The 18,737-nt window shown below is 63.8% G+C and carries 11 protein-coding genes; 8 read left to right on the top strand and 3 right to left on the bottom strand.

The features are described from left to right. Positions 1-417 precede the first annotated feature (417 nt). A complete protein-coding gene (locus BGP00_RS10090) occupies positions 418-2,079 on the top strand; it encodes an NAD+ synthase (protein ID WP_292693614.1) in 1,662 nt (553 codons plus the stop codon). 305 nt (positions 2,080-2,384) lie between these two features. Continuing rightward, positions 2,385-3,713, top strand: coding sequence for a glutamate--tRNA ligase (gltX, locus tag BGP00_RS10085; protein WP_292693612.1), 1,329 nt, complete (start codon positions 2,385-2,387; stop codon positions 3,711-3,713). A 258-nt stretch (positions 3,714-3,971) separates the two neighbouring features. Here gltX and BGP00_RS10080 read toward each other — a convergent pair whose 3' ends face one another. Continuing rightward, positions 3,972-6,725 carry a [protein-PII] uridylyltransferase gene (locus tag BGP00_RS10080; protein ID WP_168603095.1) on the bottom strand — a complete coding sequence of 918 codons (2,754 nt, stop codon included), beginning with the start codon at positions 6,723-6,725 and terminating at the stop codon, positions 3,972-3,974. Positions 6,726-6,923: 198 nt separating this feature from the next. Here BGP00_RS10080 and lgt point away from each other — a divergent pair, with 198 nt between their 5' ends. From lgt to BGP00_RS10065, 3 genes are all read left to right on the top strand, one after another. After that, complete coding sequence (lgt, locus tag BGP00_RS10075) at positions 6,924-7,844, top strand: prolipoprotein diacylglyceryl transferase (RefSeq protein ID WP_292693609.1); 921 nt, start codon at positions 6,924-6,926, stop codon at positions 7,842-7,844. Next, complete coding sequence (locus tag BGP00_RS10070) at positions 7,837-8,889, top strand: SAM-dependent methyltransferase (RefSeq protein WP_292693606.1); 1,053 nt, start codon at positions 7,837-7,839, stop codon at positions 8,887-8,889. The genes lgt and BGP00_RS10070 overlap by 8 nt, the downstream gene beginning before the upstream one ends. A 105-nt stretch (positions 8,890-8,994) precedes the next feature. Continuing rightward, positions 8,995-9,687, top strand: a complete 693-nt coding sequence (locus BGP00_RS10065) for a hypothetical protein (RefSeq protein ID WP_292693604.1) — start codon at positions 8,995-8,997, stop codon at positions 9,685-9,687. A gap of 269 nt (positions 9,688-9,956) precedes the next feature. Here the strand turns inward: BGP00_RS10065 and BGP00_RS10060 are convergent, their stop codons facing one another. Together BGP00_RS10060 and gyrB are read right to left on the bottom strand one after the other, a co-directional pair. Next, on the bottom strand, positions 9,957-10,226 hold the full coding sequence (locus tag BGP00_RS10060) for a hypothetical protein (RefSeq protein WP_168603553.1): 270 nt from the start codon (positions 10,224-10,226) through the stop codon (positions 9,957-9,959). 43 nt (positions 10,227-10,269) lie between these two features. Continuing rightward, positions 10,270-12,831: a DNA topoisomerase (ATP-hydrolyzing) subunit B gene (gyrB, locus tag BGP00_RS10055; RefSeq protein WP_292693601.1), complete on the bottom strand. Its 2,562-nt coding sequence runs from the start codon at positions 12,829-12,831 to the stop codon at positions 10,270-10,272. Between the two features lie 116 nt (positions 12,832-12,947). Between gyrB and BGP00_RS10050 the strand changes: the two genes are divergently transcribed. From BGP00_RS10050 to guaA, 3 genes are all read left to right on the top strand, one after another. Beyond that, the gene (locus tag BGP00_RS10050; protein WP_292693598.1) at positions 12,948-14,399 is read left to right on the top strand and encodes a M20/M25/M40 family metallo-hydrolase; all 1,452 of its coding nucleotides are present in this window, start codon (positions 12,948-12,950) and stop codon (positions 14,397-14,399) included. A 182-nt stretch (positions 14,400-14,581) separates the two neighbouring features. Next, positions 14,582-16,708 (top strand): TonB-dependent receptor, encoded by a 2,127-nt coding sequence (locus BGP00_RS10045; RefSeq protein ID WP_292693595.1) that lies wholly within the window; start codon positions 14,582-14,584, stop codon positions 16,706-16,708. Between the two features lie 464 nt (positions 16,709-17,172). Continuing rightward, positions 17,173-18,732, top strand: a complete 1,560-nt coding sequence (gene guaA / locus BGP00_RS10040; RefSeq protein ID WP_292693592.1) for a glutamine-hydrolyzing GMP synthase — start codon at positions 17,173-17,175, stop codon at positions 18,730-18,732. The last annotated feature ends 5 nt before the right edge of the window (positions 18,733-18,737 follow it).

The raw sequence follows: 18,737 nt of genomic DNA, 5'->3' as shown, positions 1-18,737 counted from the left end.
TCCTCTCGCCTTTGCCGGGCTGAAAACACAAAGGCCCCGCTGGAGCGATCCGGCGGGGTTTTTTGTTGTTTTGGGAGGGCTAGGGTTTTGCCTCCGGCGGGCAAAGGGCGGGGGCCCTTTGCAATCCCGTTATGGGGGTGTGGTGGGGCGGCGAGGGGTGTGTGTTGGGGTGTGATTGTAAAGCCTGCGGCGCGGCGGGCTCACGCTGAAAAGCGCCGCAGGCTTTATCATCCAAACGCGGCAATCACGCACAAGGCATCCTTCGCAACGCCACGAAGACAGTAACGGGATTGCAAAGGGCCCCCGCCCTTTGCCCGCCGGAGGCATCCATCACACCGCCCTTTGCCCGCTGGAGGCATGAAACAAAACCCTCTTGCACCCTTCCCATTCGCGCAAACCCCTCCTAAACCTTCGCCCATGCCCGATACGTTGAAAATCACCCTCGCCCAGTTGAACCAGTCCGTTGGCGATTTGTCCGGCAATGCCGCGGGCATGCTGGCCGCGCGCGACCGTGCGAAAGAGGCGGGGGCGGATTTGATCGCTTTCCCCGAATTGCAGTTGGTCGGCTATCCGCCCGAGGATCTGGTGCTGAAACCCAGCCTTGTCGAGCGGGCGACGGCCGAGTTGCAGAAGATGGCCCAGACCACGGCGGCGGGCGGTCCGGCGATGCTGGTGGGCAGCGTGTTTGTGGCCGATGGGGCGCTGCATAATGGTGTGGCCTTGCTGGATCAGGGCAAGGTGGCGGCGATCCGTTTCAAGCATGAGCTGCCTAATTACGGCACGTTTGACGAGATGCGCCTGTTTCAGCCGGGACCTTTGCCCGAGCCGATCATTTTTCGCGGCACCATGATCGGCGTGCCGATCTGCGAGGACATTTGGCACCCCAATGTCTGCCGCCATCTGGCCGATTTCGGGGCCGAGATTTTCCTGTGCCCCAACGGCAGCCCCTATGAAATTGACAAGGATACGTTGCGCATCGACGGCGTGGCCAAGCGTCGCGCCTCGGCGGCGGGGGTGCCGCTGGCCTATCTGAACCGCGTGGGCGGGCAGGACGAGCTGGTGTTCGACGGGGCCAGTTTCGTGGTCAATGGCGATGGCGGGCTTGCGGTCCAGATGAAGGATTGGGAGGAGCAGGAGGTTCTGACCCGCTGGACCAAGACGGCCAAAGGCTGGCGCTGCGACCGGGGCGAGATCGAGCCGCAGGCTGAGCATCCCGAGGATGTCTATTGCGCCATGGTGCTGGCGCTGCGCGATTACGTGAACCGCAACAAGTTTCCCGGCGTGGTGCTGGGTCTGTCGGGCGGGATCGATTCGGCGCTGTGCGCGGCGATTGCGGTCGATGCGCTGGGCGCGGACCGTGTGTGGTGCGTGATGCTGCCCAGCCGCTATACCAGCACCGAGAGCCTGATCGACGCGACCGAATGCGCGCATATGCTTGGCGTGAAATATGACACGGTGCCGATCGTCCCGGCCGTCAAAGCGTTTGAAGAAATGCTCGCCAGCCCCTTTGCGGGCCGCGCGCCCGATCTGGCCGAGGAGAATATCCAGAGCCGCATCCGAGGCGTGACGCTGATGGCGCTGTCGAACAAATTCGGCCCGATGCTGCTGACCACCGGCAACAAGAGCGAGATGAGCGTGGGTTACGCCACGATCTATGGCGATATGAACGGTGGCTATAACCCGCTGAAAGACGCCTATAAAATGACGGTGTTTGCGCTGTCGAAATGGCGCAACAAGCACCGCCCGCGCATCGCCCTTGGCCCTGACGGTCCGGTGATGCCCGACAATATCATCGCCAAGCCGCCCAGCGCTGAATTGCGCCCGGACCAAAAGGATTCGGACTCGCTGCCGCCCTATGACGTGCTGGACGCGATCCTGCTCGGTCTGGTCGAGCATGAAAAGTCGGTCGAGCAATTGGTGAGCGAAGGTTTCGACCGGGCCACCGTCAGCCGGATCGAGCGCCTGCTCCATCTGGCCGAGTACAAAAGGCGGCAGGCGCCTCCGGGGGTCAAGCTGGGCTCGCGCAATTTCGGGCGGGATCGGCGTTATCCGATTACGCAGGCGTTTCGGACGGCCTGATTGTTTTAAGGGGGTAAGTGTTTGCCTCCGGCGGGCAAAGGGCGGGGGCCCTTTGCAATCCCGTTAATGGGGTTGTGCGGGGATTGAGGCGTTGCGTTAGCTGCTATGGTTTCACAAACCTGCGGCGCGGCGAACGCACGCCAAAAGCGCCGCAGGCTTTAAAATTCAAACGTTCCATCCGGCACCTACGGCTGAATTCATAACCCAACGCTGACAAGTATCGGGATTGCAAAGGGCCCCCGCCCTTTGCCCGCCGGAGGCATCTCTCTCTTTCCTCCCCCCCCTATCCCGATTATAGCCCCCCCATGACCACCGTAACCCGCTTCGCCCCCAGCCCCACAGGGATGCTTCACATCGGCAATATCCGCACCGCGCTGCACAACTGGATGCTGGCGCAAAGGAGCGGAGGCAAGTTTCTGCTGCGCATCGATGATACGGATGGCGCGCGCAGCCGAGAGGAATATGTCGAGGGCATTCGTGCCGATCTGGCCTGGCTGGGACTGAATATTGAGGGGGAGGAGCGCCAGTCGGCCCGTTTCGCCCTGTATGAGGGCGAGTTTGCCAAGCTGATGGAGGCCGGGCGCGTCTATCGTTGCTATGAAACGGCGCAGGAACTGGATCTCAAGCGCAAGGTGCTGCTCTCGCGCGGGTTGCCGCCGATTTATGATCGCGCGGCGCTGGCTCTGACCGAGGCGGATCATGAGGCGAAGGCGGCGGCGGGCGAGGCGCCCCATTGGCGTTTCCTGCTGGACCGCGACGAGCCGATTGCCTGGGAGGACGGCGTGCGCGGCGCGCAGCATTTCGACCCGGCCACCATGTCTGATCCCGTCATTCGCCGCGCCGACGGTTCGTGGCTTTATATGCTGCCCTCGGTCATTGACGATATCGACATGGGCGTGACGCAAATCCTGCGCGGCGAGGATCATGTGTCGAACACCGCAACGCAGGTGCAGATGTTCACCGCCCTTGGCGCGCCCGTGCCCGCCTTTGCCCACAGCGCGCTGCTGACCGGGTCCGAGGGCAAGCTGTCGAAGCGCCTGGGTTCGCTGGGCGTGGCCGAATTGCGCGAACAGGGCATTGAGCCGGAAGCGATCATCAGCCTGCTGGCCCGCCTTGGCACCAGCGATCCGGTCGACGCCTCGCTCTCGGTCGAGCAGCTTTGCCAGACGTTCGACCTCTCGCGCTTTGGCCGCGCACCCGCCCGTTTTGACGAGGCCGAACTGGCGCGTTTGAATGCCCAGATCATTCACCGTATGCCCTTCGCCAAGGTTTCCGACCGCCTGCCCGAAGGCATGGGCGAGGAAGCATGGGAGGCGATCCGTCCCAATCTCAACACCGTGGCCGAAGCCGCCGATTGGTGGGCCGTGGTCAAGGGGCCGATCCACGCCCCCGCGCAGGACGATGAGGCACGCGCCTTCTTGTCCCAAGCCGCCGAGGTCGCCGCTTCGCTCGATTGGGCCGGTGCGCCTTGGGCCGCGCTGACCGGGGCACTCAAGGACTCCACCGGACGCAAGGGCAAGGCGCTTTTCCTGCCCCTGCGTCTGGCGATCACCGGCATGGAGCATGGGCCGGATATGGGCGCTCTCCTGCCGCTGATCGGGCGGGATGAGGTTGTGGCGCGGTTGAAGGGGTAAGATTTGCCTCCGGCGGGCAAAGGGCGGGGACCCTTTGCAATCCCGTTATGGGGTTGCGCTCGGGTTCGCGACGCGAGGTTATAGGCTATCGTTTTCAAGCCTGCGGCGCGGTGAGCCCACGCTAAAAGCGCCGCAGGCTTTATCCTTCAAACGCGGCAATCACGCACAAGGCATCCTTCACAGCGCCACGCCGACAGTACCGGGATTGTTAAGGGCCCCCGCCCTTAACCCGCCGGAGGCACCACTTTGGGCTCAACCCTAAGCCGCCACCTCCGCCACCTCTTCACTCGCCGCCTCCAGCAAACGCTTCTCAATCGACTTCTGCCGCCCGCCGCCATCGACCTTTCCGCCGAACAGGTCGGTGACGTAGAACGTATCCACCGCGCGCTCGCCATAGGTGGCGACATGGGCGGAATGGACGATCAGGCGCGATTCGAACAGCGCGCGCGCCAGTCGGTTGAGCAGCGCGGGCCGGTCGCGGGCCGAGATTTCGACCACGGTGAAGCGATTGGAGGCGTCATTGTCGAATTCGACGCGGGGGCGCACCTCAAAGGCTTCCTGACGCGGGCGGGGCAGGGGGCGGGCGACGAGTTGGGGCAGCAGCTTGACCCGGTTGGCCAGCGCGTCGCCGATGGCCTTTTGCAGGCGCTCCAATTGCCCCGCCTCGGAAAAGGGGCGGCCCAGCGGGTCCTGCACGAGGAAATTGTCGACCGCCGTGCCGCTGCGCGTGGTGTGGATGCGTGCGTCGATGATATTGCCGCCGGCCAGATGGATGCCGCCCGCGATGCGATAGAACAGGCCGGGGTGGTCCGAGGCGATGACCATGACCAGCGTGGCCGCGCGGGTTTCGTCATAGCTGGTGGTGATCGACAAGGGGGCGCCTTTGGCCTCGTGCAATTGCACAAGGTTGCGTGCGATCACATCGTCCGGCTCGGCGATCCAGTAGGCATCGGTGAACTGCTTGCCATAGCGCGCCACCAGCGTGCCCAGCGCGCCCATGCGCTCGGTCACGGCCTTTTGCTTGGCCGCGATGCGTTCGGCGCGATGGCGTTCGACATGGCCAAGGCGCAGGCGCTCCTCGGCGCTGGAGAACAGTTCGGTCAGCAACTGGCGCTTCCACCCGTTCCACACGCCCGGCCCCACCGCGCGAATGTCCACGATGGTGAGCAGCGTCAATTGCCGCAGCCGTTCTAGCGACTGGACCACGGCCACGAAATCGGTGATCGTCTTCCAGTCGGCCAGATCGCGCTTCATCGCGGTCGCGCTCATCAACAGATGCTGGCGCACCAGCCAGCTGACCAGTTCCGTCTCCTCGCTGGTCATGCCCAGACGCGGGCACAGGCGCAGCGCGATTTCCGCGCCCAGCACCGAATGGTCGCCCCCACGCCCCTTGGCGATGTCATGCATCAGCACGCTGGCATAAAGCGCGCGGCGGTGATGCAGCTTGCCGATGATCGCGGTGGCCAGCGGGTGATCCTCGGCCAGTTCGCCCTTCTCGATCCGGGCCAGCAGGCCGATCGCGCGGATCGTATGTTCGTCCACCGTATAGTGGTGATACATATCGAACTGCATCTGGGCGTTCACCCGGCCGAAATCGGGGATGAAGCGACCGAACACGCCCGCCTCGTTCAGCCAGCGCAACACGGTTTCAGGATCATGGCGGCTGGTCAGCAATTCCATGAAGAGTTCATTGGCGCGCGGATTCTTGCGCACATCGGCGTCGATCAGCTTCGCATCGCGGGCGATCTGGCGCATGGTTTCGGGGTGGATCTCGAAACTTTCCGCATCCGCAATCGTGAAGATCTCCAGCAGCCGCACCGGATCGGCCTCGAACCAGTCATCCGATGGCGCGGCGATGCGGCCATGGGAAACCTTGTATCCCTTGATCGTGCGCGCCCGCCCGCGCAGCGAGGCAAGGAAGCCCTTGCGCTTCTTCTTCTCGGTCTGCTCCTCCAGTTGGGCCAGAAACACGCCGGTCAGGCTGCCGACCTGTTTGGCCTGAAGGAAGAAATATTGCATGAAACGTTCGACCGCGCTTTTCCCCGGCCGGTCGGCAAAGGCCATGCGCTGGGCCACCTGCCGCTGCAGGTCGAAGGTCAGCCGGTCCTCGGCGCGATTGGTGATCGTGTGGAGATGGCAGCGCACCGCCCAGAAAAAGCTCTCGGCGCGGCGGAAGGCGCGGTATTCATCCTGCGTCAGCAGGCCCACATCGACCAGTTCGGCGGGGCTGCGCACCTTATGCAGATATTTGCCGATCCAGTAGAGCGTGTGCAGGTCGCGCAATCCGCCCTTGCCTTCCTTCACATTGGGTTCGACCACATAGCGGCTGTCGCCCAGCCTCTTGTGCCGCTCATTGCGCTCGGCCAGCTTTTCGGTGACGAAATTGCGCTCGCTGCCCTCGACCACCTCGGCGAAGAAGCGGCGGCGCGATTCGTCGAACAGCGCCTGATCGCCCCAGACATAGCGCCCTTCGAGCAGGGCGGTGCAGATCGTGATGTCCGATTTGGCCATGCGGACCGTATCGTCCAGGCTGCGGCTGGAATGGCCGACTTTCAGCCCCAGATCCCACAGGAAATAGAGCATGGCCTCGATCACCTGCTCGCACCAGTGAGTCTGCTTGGACGGCGTGATGAAGGCCACATCGACATCGGAATGGGGCGCCATCTCGCCCCGGCCATAGCCGCCCACGGCCATGATCGTCAGCCGCTCGCCCGTGCTGCGGTTGACCGAAGGATAGACATCGGAAATCACATGATCGTGGATCACGCGCAGCAACTGGTCGGTCAGGAAAGCCTGCGCCTCGGCACAATCATGGCCCGCGCCGGGGCGCTCCATCAACCGGCGGTTGATTTCCTCGCGCCCGTCGGCCAGCGCCCGCCGCAACAGTTCGACAATAGGCTGGCGCGCGACATTGGCCTTGTTGCCCGCCGCATCCATCGCATCGGCAATGGCGATGGTCAAAGCGCGGCGGTCGATCACCGCGCGTTGGTTGGGGATGCGAATGGCGTTCATCGGCGGCTTTCAACTGGAGGCTTGCAGGCCAAGTCTAAACATCTCTACTTAAGCGACACTTATCACTCTACCCCGTGGGGCCATGGCCGCGCCAGAGGTTTGACGCAGAAAAAGGTGACTTCTGTCATCGCCTTGTTGTATCGCGCGGCTGATTAGGAAAAAATGGGCTTTTTGCCCCAGCCACGGACCCTGTTTCCCATGTTGAGCGACCTTGTGCATGTCTCGCTGCCTCTCGTCGATGTTTTGTCCGCGGGGGCAAGCGCGGTGAAACAGCCGATCTTCTGGGCCGATCTGGGGCTGAAAAAGGGCATCAGCCTGGGCTTCTTCACCCTGCGCTTCTATTCGCTGGCCTATCTGGCCGGGATCGTGTTCGGCTATTGGCACATGACGCGGATGATCCGCCAACCGGGCAGCCCGCTGGCGCAGCGCCATGTCGATGACCTGTTCTTCTGGTGCACGTTGGGCATTATTCTTGGCGGGCGTCTGGGCTATGCCACGTTCTATGACCACACGCTCTATACCGAGCCGTTGAAGATGCTGCGCCTGTGGGAGGGCGGCATGAGTTTTCACGGCGGGCTGATCGGCGTGCTGGTGGCGGTCTGGGGCGTGTGCCGGGCGGGCGGCCTGTCGTTTATCCGGGTGATGGATTATGTCGCGCCCTGCGCGCCGGTGGGGCTGTTTTTCGGGCGCATTGCCAATTTCATCAATGGCGAATTGTGGGGCCGGGTGGCCGGGCCGGACGTGCCTTGGGCGATGGTTTTTCCCGACGAGGCGGCCGGCAATTTCGCCCGCCACCCCAGCCAGCTCTATGAAGCGGGCCTTGAGGGTCTGACGCTGGGGGCGGTGCTGTTCGCGCTGTTCTGGCTGACGCGGGCGCGCTGGCGGCCGGGGATGCTGATGGGCACGTTCTCGCTGGGCTATGGTCTGGCGCGTTTCATCGTCGAGTTTTTCCGTGAGCCCGATCAGCAATTGCAGGAATTTGCCGCCCGCACCCATATGTCGATGGGGCAATGGCTGACCGTGCCGATGATCCTCTTGGGCCTGTTCATGATCGTGCGGGCGTTGACGCGGCCGATGCTGGGGGCGCGTGTGCCGGTGCGGTCGGGCGCCGATGGCTGATCTGTCGGACAGTCTGCGTCGCCTGATCGCGATGCAGGGGCCGATCCCGCTCGCGCTCTATATGGCGCAGGCCAATGCCCATTATTATTCGACGCGCGACCCGCTGGGCGCGGGCGGCGATTTCATCACCGCGCCCGAAATAAGCCAGATGTTTGGCGAGATGGTGGGCGTATGGATGGCCGATGTGTGGCGGCGGGCCGGATCGCCCGCGCGCGTGATCTATGCCGAGCCGGGGCCGGGGCGCGGCACGCTGGCGCGCGATGCCCTGCGCGTGGCGGCGCGATTTGGGCTGGTGCCTGAGGTGCATTTCATCGAAGGCTCGCCCGCATTGCGCCGCGCGCAGGCGGAGGCTTTCCCTCAGGCGGTGTGGCATGAGGATCTCTCGACCCTGCCCGAGGATGCGCCGATCCTGCTGGTGGCCAATGAATTTCTCGACGCGCTGCCGGTGCGCCAATTGGTGAAGACGCCGCAGGGCTGGCGCGAGCGGATGGTCGGGCTGGATGGGGATCGCTTTGTGCCCGTGTCTGGCGGATTGCCGATGGACAGCGCGGTGCCGCAGGCATGGCGCGAGGCCGAGGCAGGCGCGATTGTCGAAACCAGCCCCGCCACCAGCGCGGTGATGGGCGAAATCGGCGCAAGGCTGGCCGCGCAAGGCGGCGCGGCGTTGATCATCGACTATGGCTATGCGCCAAGGCAGATGGGCTCGACCTTTCAGGCCCTGCGCGCCCATGCCCATGTCGACCCGTTTGAAGCGCCCGGCGAGGCGGATCTGACCTGTCTGGTCGATTTCGTCACCGCCGCGCAGGTGGCGCAGGCGCAAGGCGCGCGCGTGATGGGCATCGCCGGGCAGGGCGGGTGGCTGATGGCGCTGGGTATGGCCGAGCGCGCCGCCGCGCTGGCCAAGGTTGCGCCCGATGAGACCGAAGCGGCCTATCACCGGCTGACCGCGCCCGATCAAATGGGCGTCTTGTTCAAGGTGCTGGGGCTGGCCGGGCGCGAATGGCCCGATGGGGCCGGATTTGCGCCCCCTGCGCCGGTTTCGTAAATCTGGGATACAGCTTTCCCCAAGCATAGAAACAGCGCCCGACCCGAATCCTGCTCCGAAAGTCCCACCATCGCCGCCCTGCCTTCCTTTGCCCAGCAATCGCGGTTGCGCAGTCGTGCGACGGCTATTGGCCTGTCGGCGGCGATCATGGCGCTGTTCATCGCTGCCTTGCTCAGCCTTGGACTGGCCGGGGCGAACAAGCAGCCGGGCGAGCCGCGTCTGGTCTCCATCCAGATGGACGATGGCAAGCAGCAGGCGCAGGCCAAGCAGCAGCAGGTGTCATCGCCCAAGGTGGCCAAAATCGCCGAGCCTCCCAAGACTCCGGTGCCCGCTCCGCCGCAGCCGACGCCCACTACGCTCCCGCCGCCCAACTATATCAAGCTGAGCCATGATGATTTCGCGGCCTCGGACATCGGCGCCATTGGCCGCCGCAGCGAGGCCGTGGCCGCCGCCAATGCCGCCGCCGCGCGCGCCGCTGCCACCGGGCCGGGCGAAGGGCCAAAGGGCGTCCACCTCTATGCCGCGCAATGGTATCGCGAGCCCAATGACGCTGAACTGCGGCCCTTCCTCTCCGGGGCCAACGCGCCGCCGGGATCATGGGCTACCATCGCCTGTCAGACCATCGACCATTTCCATGTCGAGAACTGCCAGGAACTGGACGAATATCCGCTCGGCTCGGGCCTTGCGCGGGGGCTGCGCCGCGCCTCGTGGCAGTTCCTCGTCTGGCCGCCGCGCATTGATGGCAAGCCGCAGGTCGGGACTTGGGTGCGGATCAGGTTTGATTTCACCAAGGGGTGATTTTTTGGGGAGGTTTTATGCCTCCGGCGGGCAAAGGGCGGGGGCCCTTTGCAATCCTGTTAATGGGTGGCGCCATGTTGGCCGGGGAGTGCGTCGATTTATAAAGCCTGCGGCGCCATATTGCGCTGATCAGCGCCGCAGGCTTTCCATATCAAACCCTGCGTCCGACACAAAACGCCGAACTCTACACGCAACGCAGAACAGGATGGGGATTGCAAAGGGTCGAGTCCCTTTGCCCGCCGAAGGTAAAACCCCTCAAGCACACCCTATCAATTCGTCTCCCGCTTCAACCTCTCGGCCAAAACTTCCAACTCGGCCGGTTCCAGCAGCCATGTCCGCGTGATGCGTCCGGCCCGATGCACCGGCGCGGTCAGCAGCAGGCGGGCGTTTTCGCGCGCGTGGGGCTTGTAGAGCGTGAAATGCACCACGCATTCGCGGACATGGGCGATCACCGGCACGCGGCCTTCGAGGTCGATCATCGTCGCAGGCTGGTCCCACGGGATATTGTCGACAGTGGCACGGTTGCTTTCGCTGGGCATATAGGCCTCCGCGTGGGTGAAGTCGCGCTTGGGGTTTTCTTCGTCAGACATCGAGATTGGCCACGTTGAGAGCATTTTCCTGAATGAATTCGCGGCGCGGTTCGACGATATCGCCCATCAGACGGGTAAAGATTTCGTCGGTCACGTCGGCGTCTTCGACCTTGACCTGAAGCAGGGCGCGGTTGTTCGGGTCGAGCGTGGTTTCCCAGAGCTGTTCCGCGTTCATTTCGCCAAGGCCCTTGTAGCGCTGGATCGACAGGCCCTTGCGCCCGGTGGCCAGCACCGCTTCGAGCAATTGCGAGGGGCGGGTGATCGAGCCGTCCAGATCGACCGGGCGGGCAGCGACGGGGGCGTCCTCGCCCTCGGTTTCCTCGACCGTCGGTTCGGGTTCGGCGGCCACGGCGGTGGAGCGGCTGAACTTGGCGGGTGTGGCGTAAACCTCGGCCTGTTCACCAGCAAGGCGGGCCAATTTGCGCGCCTCGGCCGAGATCAGGAAGGCGGCCTCGATCTTGTGATAGTCGGTGACGCCGCGCCAGTGGCGCAGGAATTCGACATGGCCCGCCTCGGTCAGCACCGCTTCCCACTTGGCCTCGCGGTCGGCGCGGCCCAGCCATGCGGCGGCCTTGTCGAGCGCCGCTTTGCGCTCTTCGGGGGTGAGCCCATGTTCGAGCGAGCCGGCCAGCGCCATCGCCTCGATCACGGCGGGATTATAGCGCCGGGGGACGAAGGCCATCAGGTTGCGCAGGCGCAGCGCATGATCGACCAGATCCTCCAGATCGCGGCCCGAGCGCGCGCCCGTGCCCGTTTCCAGCATCCGCCCCGACAGGCCCGCCTCAACCAGATAGCGGTCGAGCGCGGCATTGTCTTTCAGGTACACCTCGGACCGACCCTTGGCCACCTTGTAGAGCGGCGGCTGGGCGATGAAGAGGTGGCCCGCGCGGATGATGTCAGGCATCTGGCGGTGGAAGAAGGTCAGCAGCAGGGTGCGGATATGCGCGCCGTCGACGTCGGCGTCGGTCATGATGACGATCTTGTGATAGCGCAGCTTCTCAAGATTGAATTCATCACGGATGCCGGTGCCCATCGCCTGAATCAGCGTGCCGACTTCCTTCGACGAAATGATCCTGTCGAAGCGGGCGCGCTCCACATTCAGAATCTTGCCCTTGAGCGGGAGGATCGCTTGATAATGGCGGTCGCGGCCCTGCTTGGCAGATCCGCCTGCCGAGTCACCTTCGACCAGGAAGAGTTCGCACTTGCTGGGATCGCGTTCCTGACAGTCGGCCAGCTTGCCCGGCAGGCTGGCGATGTCCATCACGCCCTTGCGGCGGGTCAGTTCGCGGGCGCGCTTGGCGGCCTCGCGCGCGGCGGCAGCATCGATCACCTTCTGGATGATCGACTTGGCATGGGCCGGGTTTTCCTCCAGCCATTGCGTCATCTTGTCGGCCATCAGTGCTTCCAAAGGCTGACGCACTTCGGAGGAGACCAGCTTGTCCTTGGTCTGCGACGAGAATTTGGGGTCAGGCAGCTTGACCGAAACGATGGCGGTCAGGCCCTCGCGCATATCCTCGCCCGAAAGCGAGACCTTTTCCTTCTTCAACATGCCCGAACGCTCGGCATAATTGTTGAGCGTGCGCGTCAGCGCGGCGCGGAAGGCGGCCAAATGCGTGCCGCCGTCGCGCTGGGGGATGTTGTTGGTGAAGCACAGGACGTTTTCGTAATAGGAATCGTTCCACTGTAACGCCACGTCGATGCCGATCCCGTCCTTGTCCGCCGTGATGGCGATAGGTTCGGGGATCAGCGCCATCTTGTTGCGATCCAGATAGCGCACGAAAGCTGCGATGCCGCCTTCGTAATAGAGGTCATGTTCCTTCACCTCTTCGCCGCGCAGATCGCGCAGCAGGATGCGCACGCCGGAGTTCAGGAAAGCCAACTCGCGGTAGCGGTGCTCCAGCTTGTCGAAATCATAGACAGTGACGTTCTTGAACGTCTCGTCGCTGGCCAGGAAGGTCACGCGGGTGCCATTCTTCTTCTGGCCTTTGCGGGTGCCGCTTTCATAGATCGGCGCATCACCTTTGACGATCAGCGGATTTTCCGCGTCGCCATGGCGGAAGCGCATCCAATGCTCCTGCCCCTCGCGCCAGATGGTCAGCTCCAGCCATTCCGAAAGCGCGTTGACCACCGAGACGCCCACGCCATGCAGACCGCCCGACACCTTGTAAGCGTTGTCGTCGCTGGTGTTCTCGAACTTGCCGCCCGCGTGGAGCTGGGTCATGATGACCTCGGCCGCCGAGACGCCTTCTTCCGGGTGCAGGCCGGTGGGGATGCCGCGCCCATTGTCCTCGACCGAAACCGAACCGTCCGGGTTCAGCTCGATCAGCACCAGATCGCAATGCCCGGCCAGCGCTTCGTCGATGGCATTGTCCGACACTTCGAACACCATGTGGTGCAGGCCGCTGCCATCGTCGGTGTCGCCGATATACATGCCGGGCCGCTTGCGCACCGCGTCCAGTCCCTTGAGGACCTTGATCGAGTCTGCGCCATAGGCGTTGGTGTTGGGCTGCTGCCCGGTGCTCGGCTGACTATTGTTCGGATTTTCGGTGCTCATGAGAAGCCTATAGGCATTTTGGCGCAGGACCGAAAGGCGCTTTCACCCCTTCCTTCCACAGAGTTTTCCTGCTGAATTGCCGCGAAACTCGCGAATGGGCGAAGCAGGAGGCATCCATGAAACATGGCAGGCAGTTGTTGGCCGGAGCTGCGGCTCTGGCGGGGGTGATGGCGGGCGGGCTTATGGCCACCGGCGCTGCGGCCCAGGAGGCGCCCCTGCGCCCCGATCAGACCGCGTTCCGCGCGCTCTACAAGGAGCTGGTCGAAACCGACAGTTCGATCACCACCGGCTCCTGCACACTGCTGGCCGACAAGGTGGAAAAGCATCTGCGCGCCGCCGGTTATGGCGACGCTGACATCACCCGCTTTGCCGTGCCCGATCATCCCAAGGAGGGCGGGATCGTGGTGATCCTGCCGGGCACGTCCAAGACCTTGAAGCCCATCCTGCTGCTGGGCCATCTCGACGTGGTGGTGGCCAAGCGTGAGGACTGGACCCGCGATCCTTACACGCTGATCGAGGAAGGCGGCTATTTCTATGGTCGCGGCACGTCGGACATGAAGGCGATGGACGCCATCTGGATCGACATGATGGCGCGGATGAAGAAGGAAGGCGCCAAGAACAAGCGGACGCTCAAACTCGCGCTGACCTGCGGCGAGGAAACGAGTTGGGCCTTTAACGGGGCGCAATATCTGGCCAATAACAAGCGCGATCTGATCGATGCGGAATTCGCACTCAATGAAGGCGGGGGCGGGCGCACCAGCGGACCGGGTGGCAAGGTCATCGTGCAGAACATGCATGTGGGCGAAAAGACGGTCGTGAATTATCGCATCGAGGCGACCAATCCGGGCGGCCATTCTTCGATTCCGATCCCCGACAATGCGATCTATGAATTGTCGGACGCGCTGGTCAAATTGCGCGCCTTCGATTTTTCGCTGATGCTGAACGACACGACCAAGGCGTTTTTCGCCAAGGCCGGCCCCGCGCGCGGCGGCGATATGGGCAAGGCGATGGTGACGATCGCCACCGCCCCCATCGGCAGCCCGGAATCCAAGGCGGCCGAGGCGCTGCTCAACACCGACCGCTCCTATCACTCGATGCTGCGCACCACTTGCGTGGCCACGCTGCTCGACGGCGGTCATGCGAATAATGCGCTGCCCCAGCGGGCCGGGGCCAATGTCAATTGCCGCATCTTCCCCGGCGTGCCTGCCGAAGAGGTGCGCGCCACGCTGGCCAAGGTGATTGCCGATCCGAAGATGACGGTGAAGCAGGTCGATGATCGCGGACCGCTGGCCAAATCGCCGCCGCTCACGCCCTTCATTATGGGGCCTGCCGAAAAGCTGGTGGCCAAATATTACCCCGGCGTGCCGCTGGTGCCGGTGATGTCGACGGGGGCCACCGATGGCATCTATCTGGAGGCGGTGGGCATTCCCTCCTACGGTCCTCCCGGCCTTTACGGCGATCCCGATGGCAGCGGGGCGCATGGGCTTAACGAACGCGCGATTGTGAAGGCGGTTTATACCGGGCGTGAATTCCTCAACGAACTGGTGAAGGAATACGCCAACAAGTGATCCGTATCGGTCCGGGGGCGGGCATTTTCCGCCCCCGATCCTCGGTTGGCCGCAGGATGGCAGCGAATGAGCGGATCTTGCGATATGTGATATTGTATCATCTAAAGGGGGCTGTTAGGAAGGCGGGCATGAGGGCGCGGCATGGCTGCGCTGCAACAATGAATAAGGGTCCGACTTTCCCCATGAAATTGACGCGCAACACCCCCGCCTGCGCAATTGCGGCCATTGCCGCCACTCTGGCCTCCCCGGCTTTCGCCGCCGATGGGGCCGCCAATGAGGCCGACGCCGCACAGGATGCGGTCCACTCCGCGCCCCCGGCCGAAATCGTTGTCTCCGGCGTGCTGCCGCGCAGCCAGCAGGACATCCTTTCGGGCGTGGCCGTGCTGAAAGGCGCGCATCTCGATCAGGCTCTGCGCTCCTCCATCGGCGAAACATTGGCCCATACGCCGGGCGTGACGGCCACGTCTTTCGGCCCCACCGCCTCGCGCCCCGTGCTGCGCGGGATGCAGGGCGAGCGCGTGCGCGTGCTGGTCGATGGCATCGGCTCGATCGACGTGTCGAACACCAGCGCCGACCATGCCCCGGCGGTTAACCCGCTGCTGGCCGAAAGGATCGAGGTGCTGCGCGGGCCTCAGGCGCTGCTCTATGGTTCGGCGGCGGTGGGCGGCGTGGTCAATGTGATCGACCGCCGCATCCCGACCGAAGTACCCAAGGAGCCGATTCATATCGGGGCGCTCGCCTCCTATGGCTCGGCGGCCAATGAGCGTTCGGTGGCGGGCACGGTGGATGTGCCGCTGGGTGGGGGCTGGGTGGCCCATGCCGACGGCAGCCGCGCGGTGTCCGATGATATGAAGATCGGCGGCTATGTGCTGACCCCGGCGCTGCGGGCGCAGGCGCTGGCCACGGCGGCCAGCGGCGTGGGCGATCCCGGCATTGACTACACCGCCAATGCCAATGCCAGGGGCCGCCTGGCCAATACAGCGGCCAAGAGCTGGGATGTGGGCGCGGGTCTGGCCTATATCGGCGCGCAGGGCAGCATCGGCATCGCCTATAGCCACAAGGACAGCCTCTATGGCGTCCCCAGCCGTCTGGCCACCGCGCCGGGGCAGGATCAGGAAAGCCCGCGCATTCAGTTGCAGCAGGACCGCTGGGACGCGCGCGCCGAGATCCGCCCGGCAGGCGGCGCCATCGACAAGATCGCTGCGCGCTTTGGCTATGCCGCCTATCAACATGCCGAACTCGACCCGACGGGCGCTGTCGGCACGCGATTCTTCAACCACGGGATCGAGGGCCGCCTCGAAGTCACTCAGACCAAGCTGGGTGGCTGGCAGGGGGCCAGCGGGGTGCAATTCGTCAACCGCGATTTCAATGTGATCGGCGATGAAGCCTTTCTGCCGCGCAACAGCACCCAGCAACTCGGCCTCTTCACGCTGCAGAGCTATGATGCGGGCGCGGTGAAATTCGAGGCGGGCGGGCGCTATGAGCATTCCAAGCTCAGTTCGATGCCCTTGCCCGACCAGACGCAATTCTGGGGCGGCCAGCGCAGTTTCGATACTTTCTCCTTCTCGGGCGGGGCGACATGGCGGGTCAATCCGGCCTGGACGCTGGGCCTGTCGGCATCACGCACCGAACGCGCGCCCTCGGCCGAGGAAATGTTCGCCAATGGGCCGCATGCGGGCACGCAGGCCTATGAAATCGGCGATGTGAATTTGAAGACCGAACGCTCGACCAGTGTGGAGGCCATCCTGCGCGGCGGCGGCAAGGGCTATTCGATCGAAGCCTCGGTCTATCACAGCTGGTTCGGCAATTTCATCTATGAAGACCCGACCGGCGCGGTTGAGGATGGCTTGCCCGTCTATCAGATGCGTCAGGCCCCGGCGCGCTATTACGGCTTCGAATTGCAGGGCGCGGTCACGCTGGCGGAAATCGGGGCGTGGCGTTTGCAGGCCGATGCGATGGGCGATGCGGTGAAGGCGACGATTTCGGGCGTGGGTCCGGCTCCGCGCATTCCGCCCCTGCGCGTGCTGGGCGGTGTCACGTTGAGCGATCCGCGCTGGGATCTGCGCGGCGAGGTCGAGCATGTGACCGCGCAGAACCGCATTGCCGCGCAGGAAACGCCGACGGCGGCCTATACGCTGGTGAATGCGGAATTCGGCTTCAAACCGGGCGGCAAGGACGGGCGGCTGTCCTTCACGCTGGGCGCGCGCAATTTGTTCAACGTTGATGCGCGCCGCGCCGCCAGTTTCCTGAAGGATTACGCGCCGCTGGCCGGGCGTGACATTCGTCTGTCGGTGCGACTGACGGTTTGACCGTTCACGCGGTCTGACGCAGCGGTTGCGTCAAAGTCTATGCTGCAAATGCGAAGGGCTGCCTCACCGGAGTGGGGCAGCCCTTTGATGCTTCATTGGGTGAGAGGACCATTGAAGCTATAGTTTGGTGCCGGCGATCAGGCCAGAACAGCGGCGAAAAACAGGCCGCTGACGCTGATGGCGGCGGCAAAAGCCACGATATTGCGCGACATGGGATTACTCCTGGGTTGTTGTTATGGCGGCGTCGGCCTACGCTGTTTGGCGTAGTGACTGCCGTCTGTGAGGCCGCATATACGACCAAAGTTTTATTTTGCACGTGCGAAGAGGTCGTGCGCAATTGCGTTTTGCGCAACTACCTCATGCATGTCCCGCATCGCCGACTTTTTACCCCGACGTCTGCTTTTCTGCGGCCCTTTGCCCGGCCCCATCTGGACATTTGCCCCCGTAAACCTTAGGGGCCTGCCATGACTGTCCAGCCCTCCGACTCCATCCTCATCGTCGATTTCGGCAGCCAGGTGACCCAGCTGATCGCACGCCGCGTGCGCGAGGCGGGCGTCTATTCCGAAATCGCTCCCTTCAGCATGGCCGAGGCCGCCTTTGAGCGGATGCAGCCCAAAGGCATCATCCTGTCGGGTTCGCCCGCCAGTGTGCTGGATGCCAATGGCCCGCGCATCCCGCAGGCTATCCTCGATTCCGGCCTGCCGATCCTCGGCATCTGCTATGGTCAGCAAAGCCTGATGCATCAGCTGGGCGGCGAAGTGACCGGCGGCGATGCCGGCGAATTCGGCCGTGCCTTTATCGACATCAACGACACTTGCGCGCTGTTCAACGGCCTGTGGTCGGTGGGCGACAAGCATCAGGTGTGGATGAGCCATGGCGACAAGGTGACCAGCCTTGCCCCCGGCTTCCGCCCGGTGGCCTCGTCGGCGGGCGCGCCCTTTGCGGTCATCGCCAATGACGAAAAGCGCATCTATGCGATGCAGTTCCACCCCGAGGTGGTCCACACGCCCGATGGCGGCAAGCTGCTCAAGAATTTCGTGCGTCACGTCTGCGGCCTCAAGGGCGACTGGACGATGGCCGAATTCCGCAAGACCAAAATCGAGGAAATCCGCGCGCATGTCGGCTCGGGCCGGGTGATCTGCGGCCTGTCGGGCGGCGTCGATTCGGCGGTGGCGGCGGTGCTGATCCATGAAGCGATCGGCGAGCAGCTCACCTGCGTTTACGTTGACCACGGCCTGATGCGCATGGGCGAGAGCGAGCAGGTGGTCAGCCTGTTCCGCGGCCATTTCAACATTCCGCTGGTCCATGTCGATGCCTCCACCCTGTTCATGAAGGGTCTGGAAGGGGTCACCGACCCTGAGGCCAAGCGCAAGTTCATCGGCAAGACCTTCATCGACGTGTTCGAAGATGAGGCCAAGAAGATCGGCGGCGCCGACTTCCTCGCGCAAGGCACGCTCTATCCCGACGTCATCGAATCGGTCAGCTTCACCGGCGGGCCGAGCGTCACGATCAAGAGCCACCACAATGTCGGCGGTCTGCCCGAGCGCATGAACATGAAGCTGGTCGAGCCGCTGCGCGAACTCTTCAAGGACGAAGTGCGCGATCTGGGGCGCGAACTGGGCCTGCCCGACATTTTCGTGGGCCGCCATCCGTTCCCCGGGCCGGGCCTTGCCATCCGCATCCCCGGCGAGGTCAGCCGCGAACGCGCCGATATCCTGCGCAAGGCCGATGCGGTCTATCTCGAAGAAATCCGCAATGCCGGTCTTTATGACGCCATCTGGCAGGCCTTTGCCGTGCTGCTGCCGGTCAAGACCGTGGGCGTGATGGGCGATGGGCGCACCTATGACCACGTCTGCGCGCTGCGCGCCGTGACCAGCACCGATGGCATGACCGCCGACATCTATCCCTTCGACGCGGCTTTCCTGTCGCGCGTGGCGACCCGTATCATCAACGAGGTCAAGGGCATCAACCGTGTGGTCTATGACTATACCTCGAAGCCGCCCGGCACGATCGAGTGGGAATAAGCGGG

Origin of the sequence: Novosphingobium sp. 63-713, from assembly GCF_001898925.1 — a bacterium.
In the GTDB taxonomy this organism is placed as follows: Bacteria; Pseudomonadota; Alphaproteobacteria; order Sphingomonadales; family Sphingomonadaceae; genus Novosphingobium.
The sequence above is the reverse complement of the archived record's forward strand: the minus strand, read 5'-3'. Positions and strand labels throughout refer to the sequence as shown.

Excerpts from the sequence above, each read along its gene's own strand:
- gltX (WP_292693612.1), top strand. The coding sequence starts at position 2,385 with ATGACCACCGTAACCCGCTTCGCCCCCAGCCCCACAGGGATGCTTCAC.
- BGP00_RS10090 (WP_292693614.1), top strand. The coding sequence starts at position 418 with ATGCCCGATACGTTGAAAATCACCCTCGCCCAGTTGAACCAGTCCGTT.
- BGP00_RS10070 (WP_292693606.1), top strand. The coding sequence starts at position 7,837 with ATGGCTGATCTGTCGGACAGTCTGCGTCGCCTGATCGCGATGCAGGGG.
- gyrB (WP_292693601.1), bottom strand. The coding sequence starts at position 12,831 with ATGAGCACCGAAAATCCGAACAATAGTCAGCCGAGCACCGGGCAGCAG.
- lgt (WP_292693609.1), top strand. The coding sequence starts at position 6,924 with ATGTTGAGCGACCTTGTGCATGTCTCGCTGCCTCTCGTCGATGTTTTG.
- guaA (WP_292693592.1), top strand. The coding sequence starts at position 17,173 with ATGACTGTCCAGCCCTCCGACTCCATCCTCATCGTCGATTTCGGCAGC.
- BGP00_RS10045 (WP_292693595.1), top strand. The coding sequence starts at position 14,582 with ATGAAATTGACGCGCAACACCCCCGCCTGCGCAATTGCGGCCATTGCC.
- BGP00_RS10060 (WP_168603553.1), bottom strand. The coding sequence starts at position 10,226 with ATGCCCAGCGAAAGCAACCGTGCCACTGTCGACAATATCCCGTGGGAC.
- BGP00_RS10080 (WP_168603095.1), bottom strand. The coding sequence starts at position 6,725 with ATGAACGCCATTCGCATCCCCAACCAACGCGCGGTGATCGACCGCCGC.
- BGP00_RS10050 (WP_292693598.1), top strand. The coding sequence starts at position 12,948 with ATGAAACATGGCAGGCAGTTGTTGGCCGGAGCTGCGGCTCTGGCGGGG.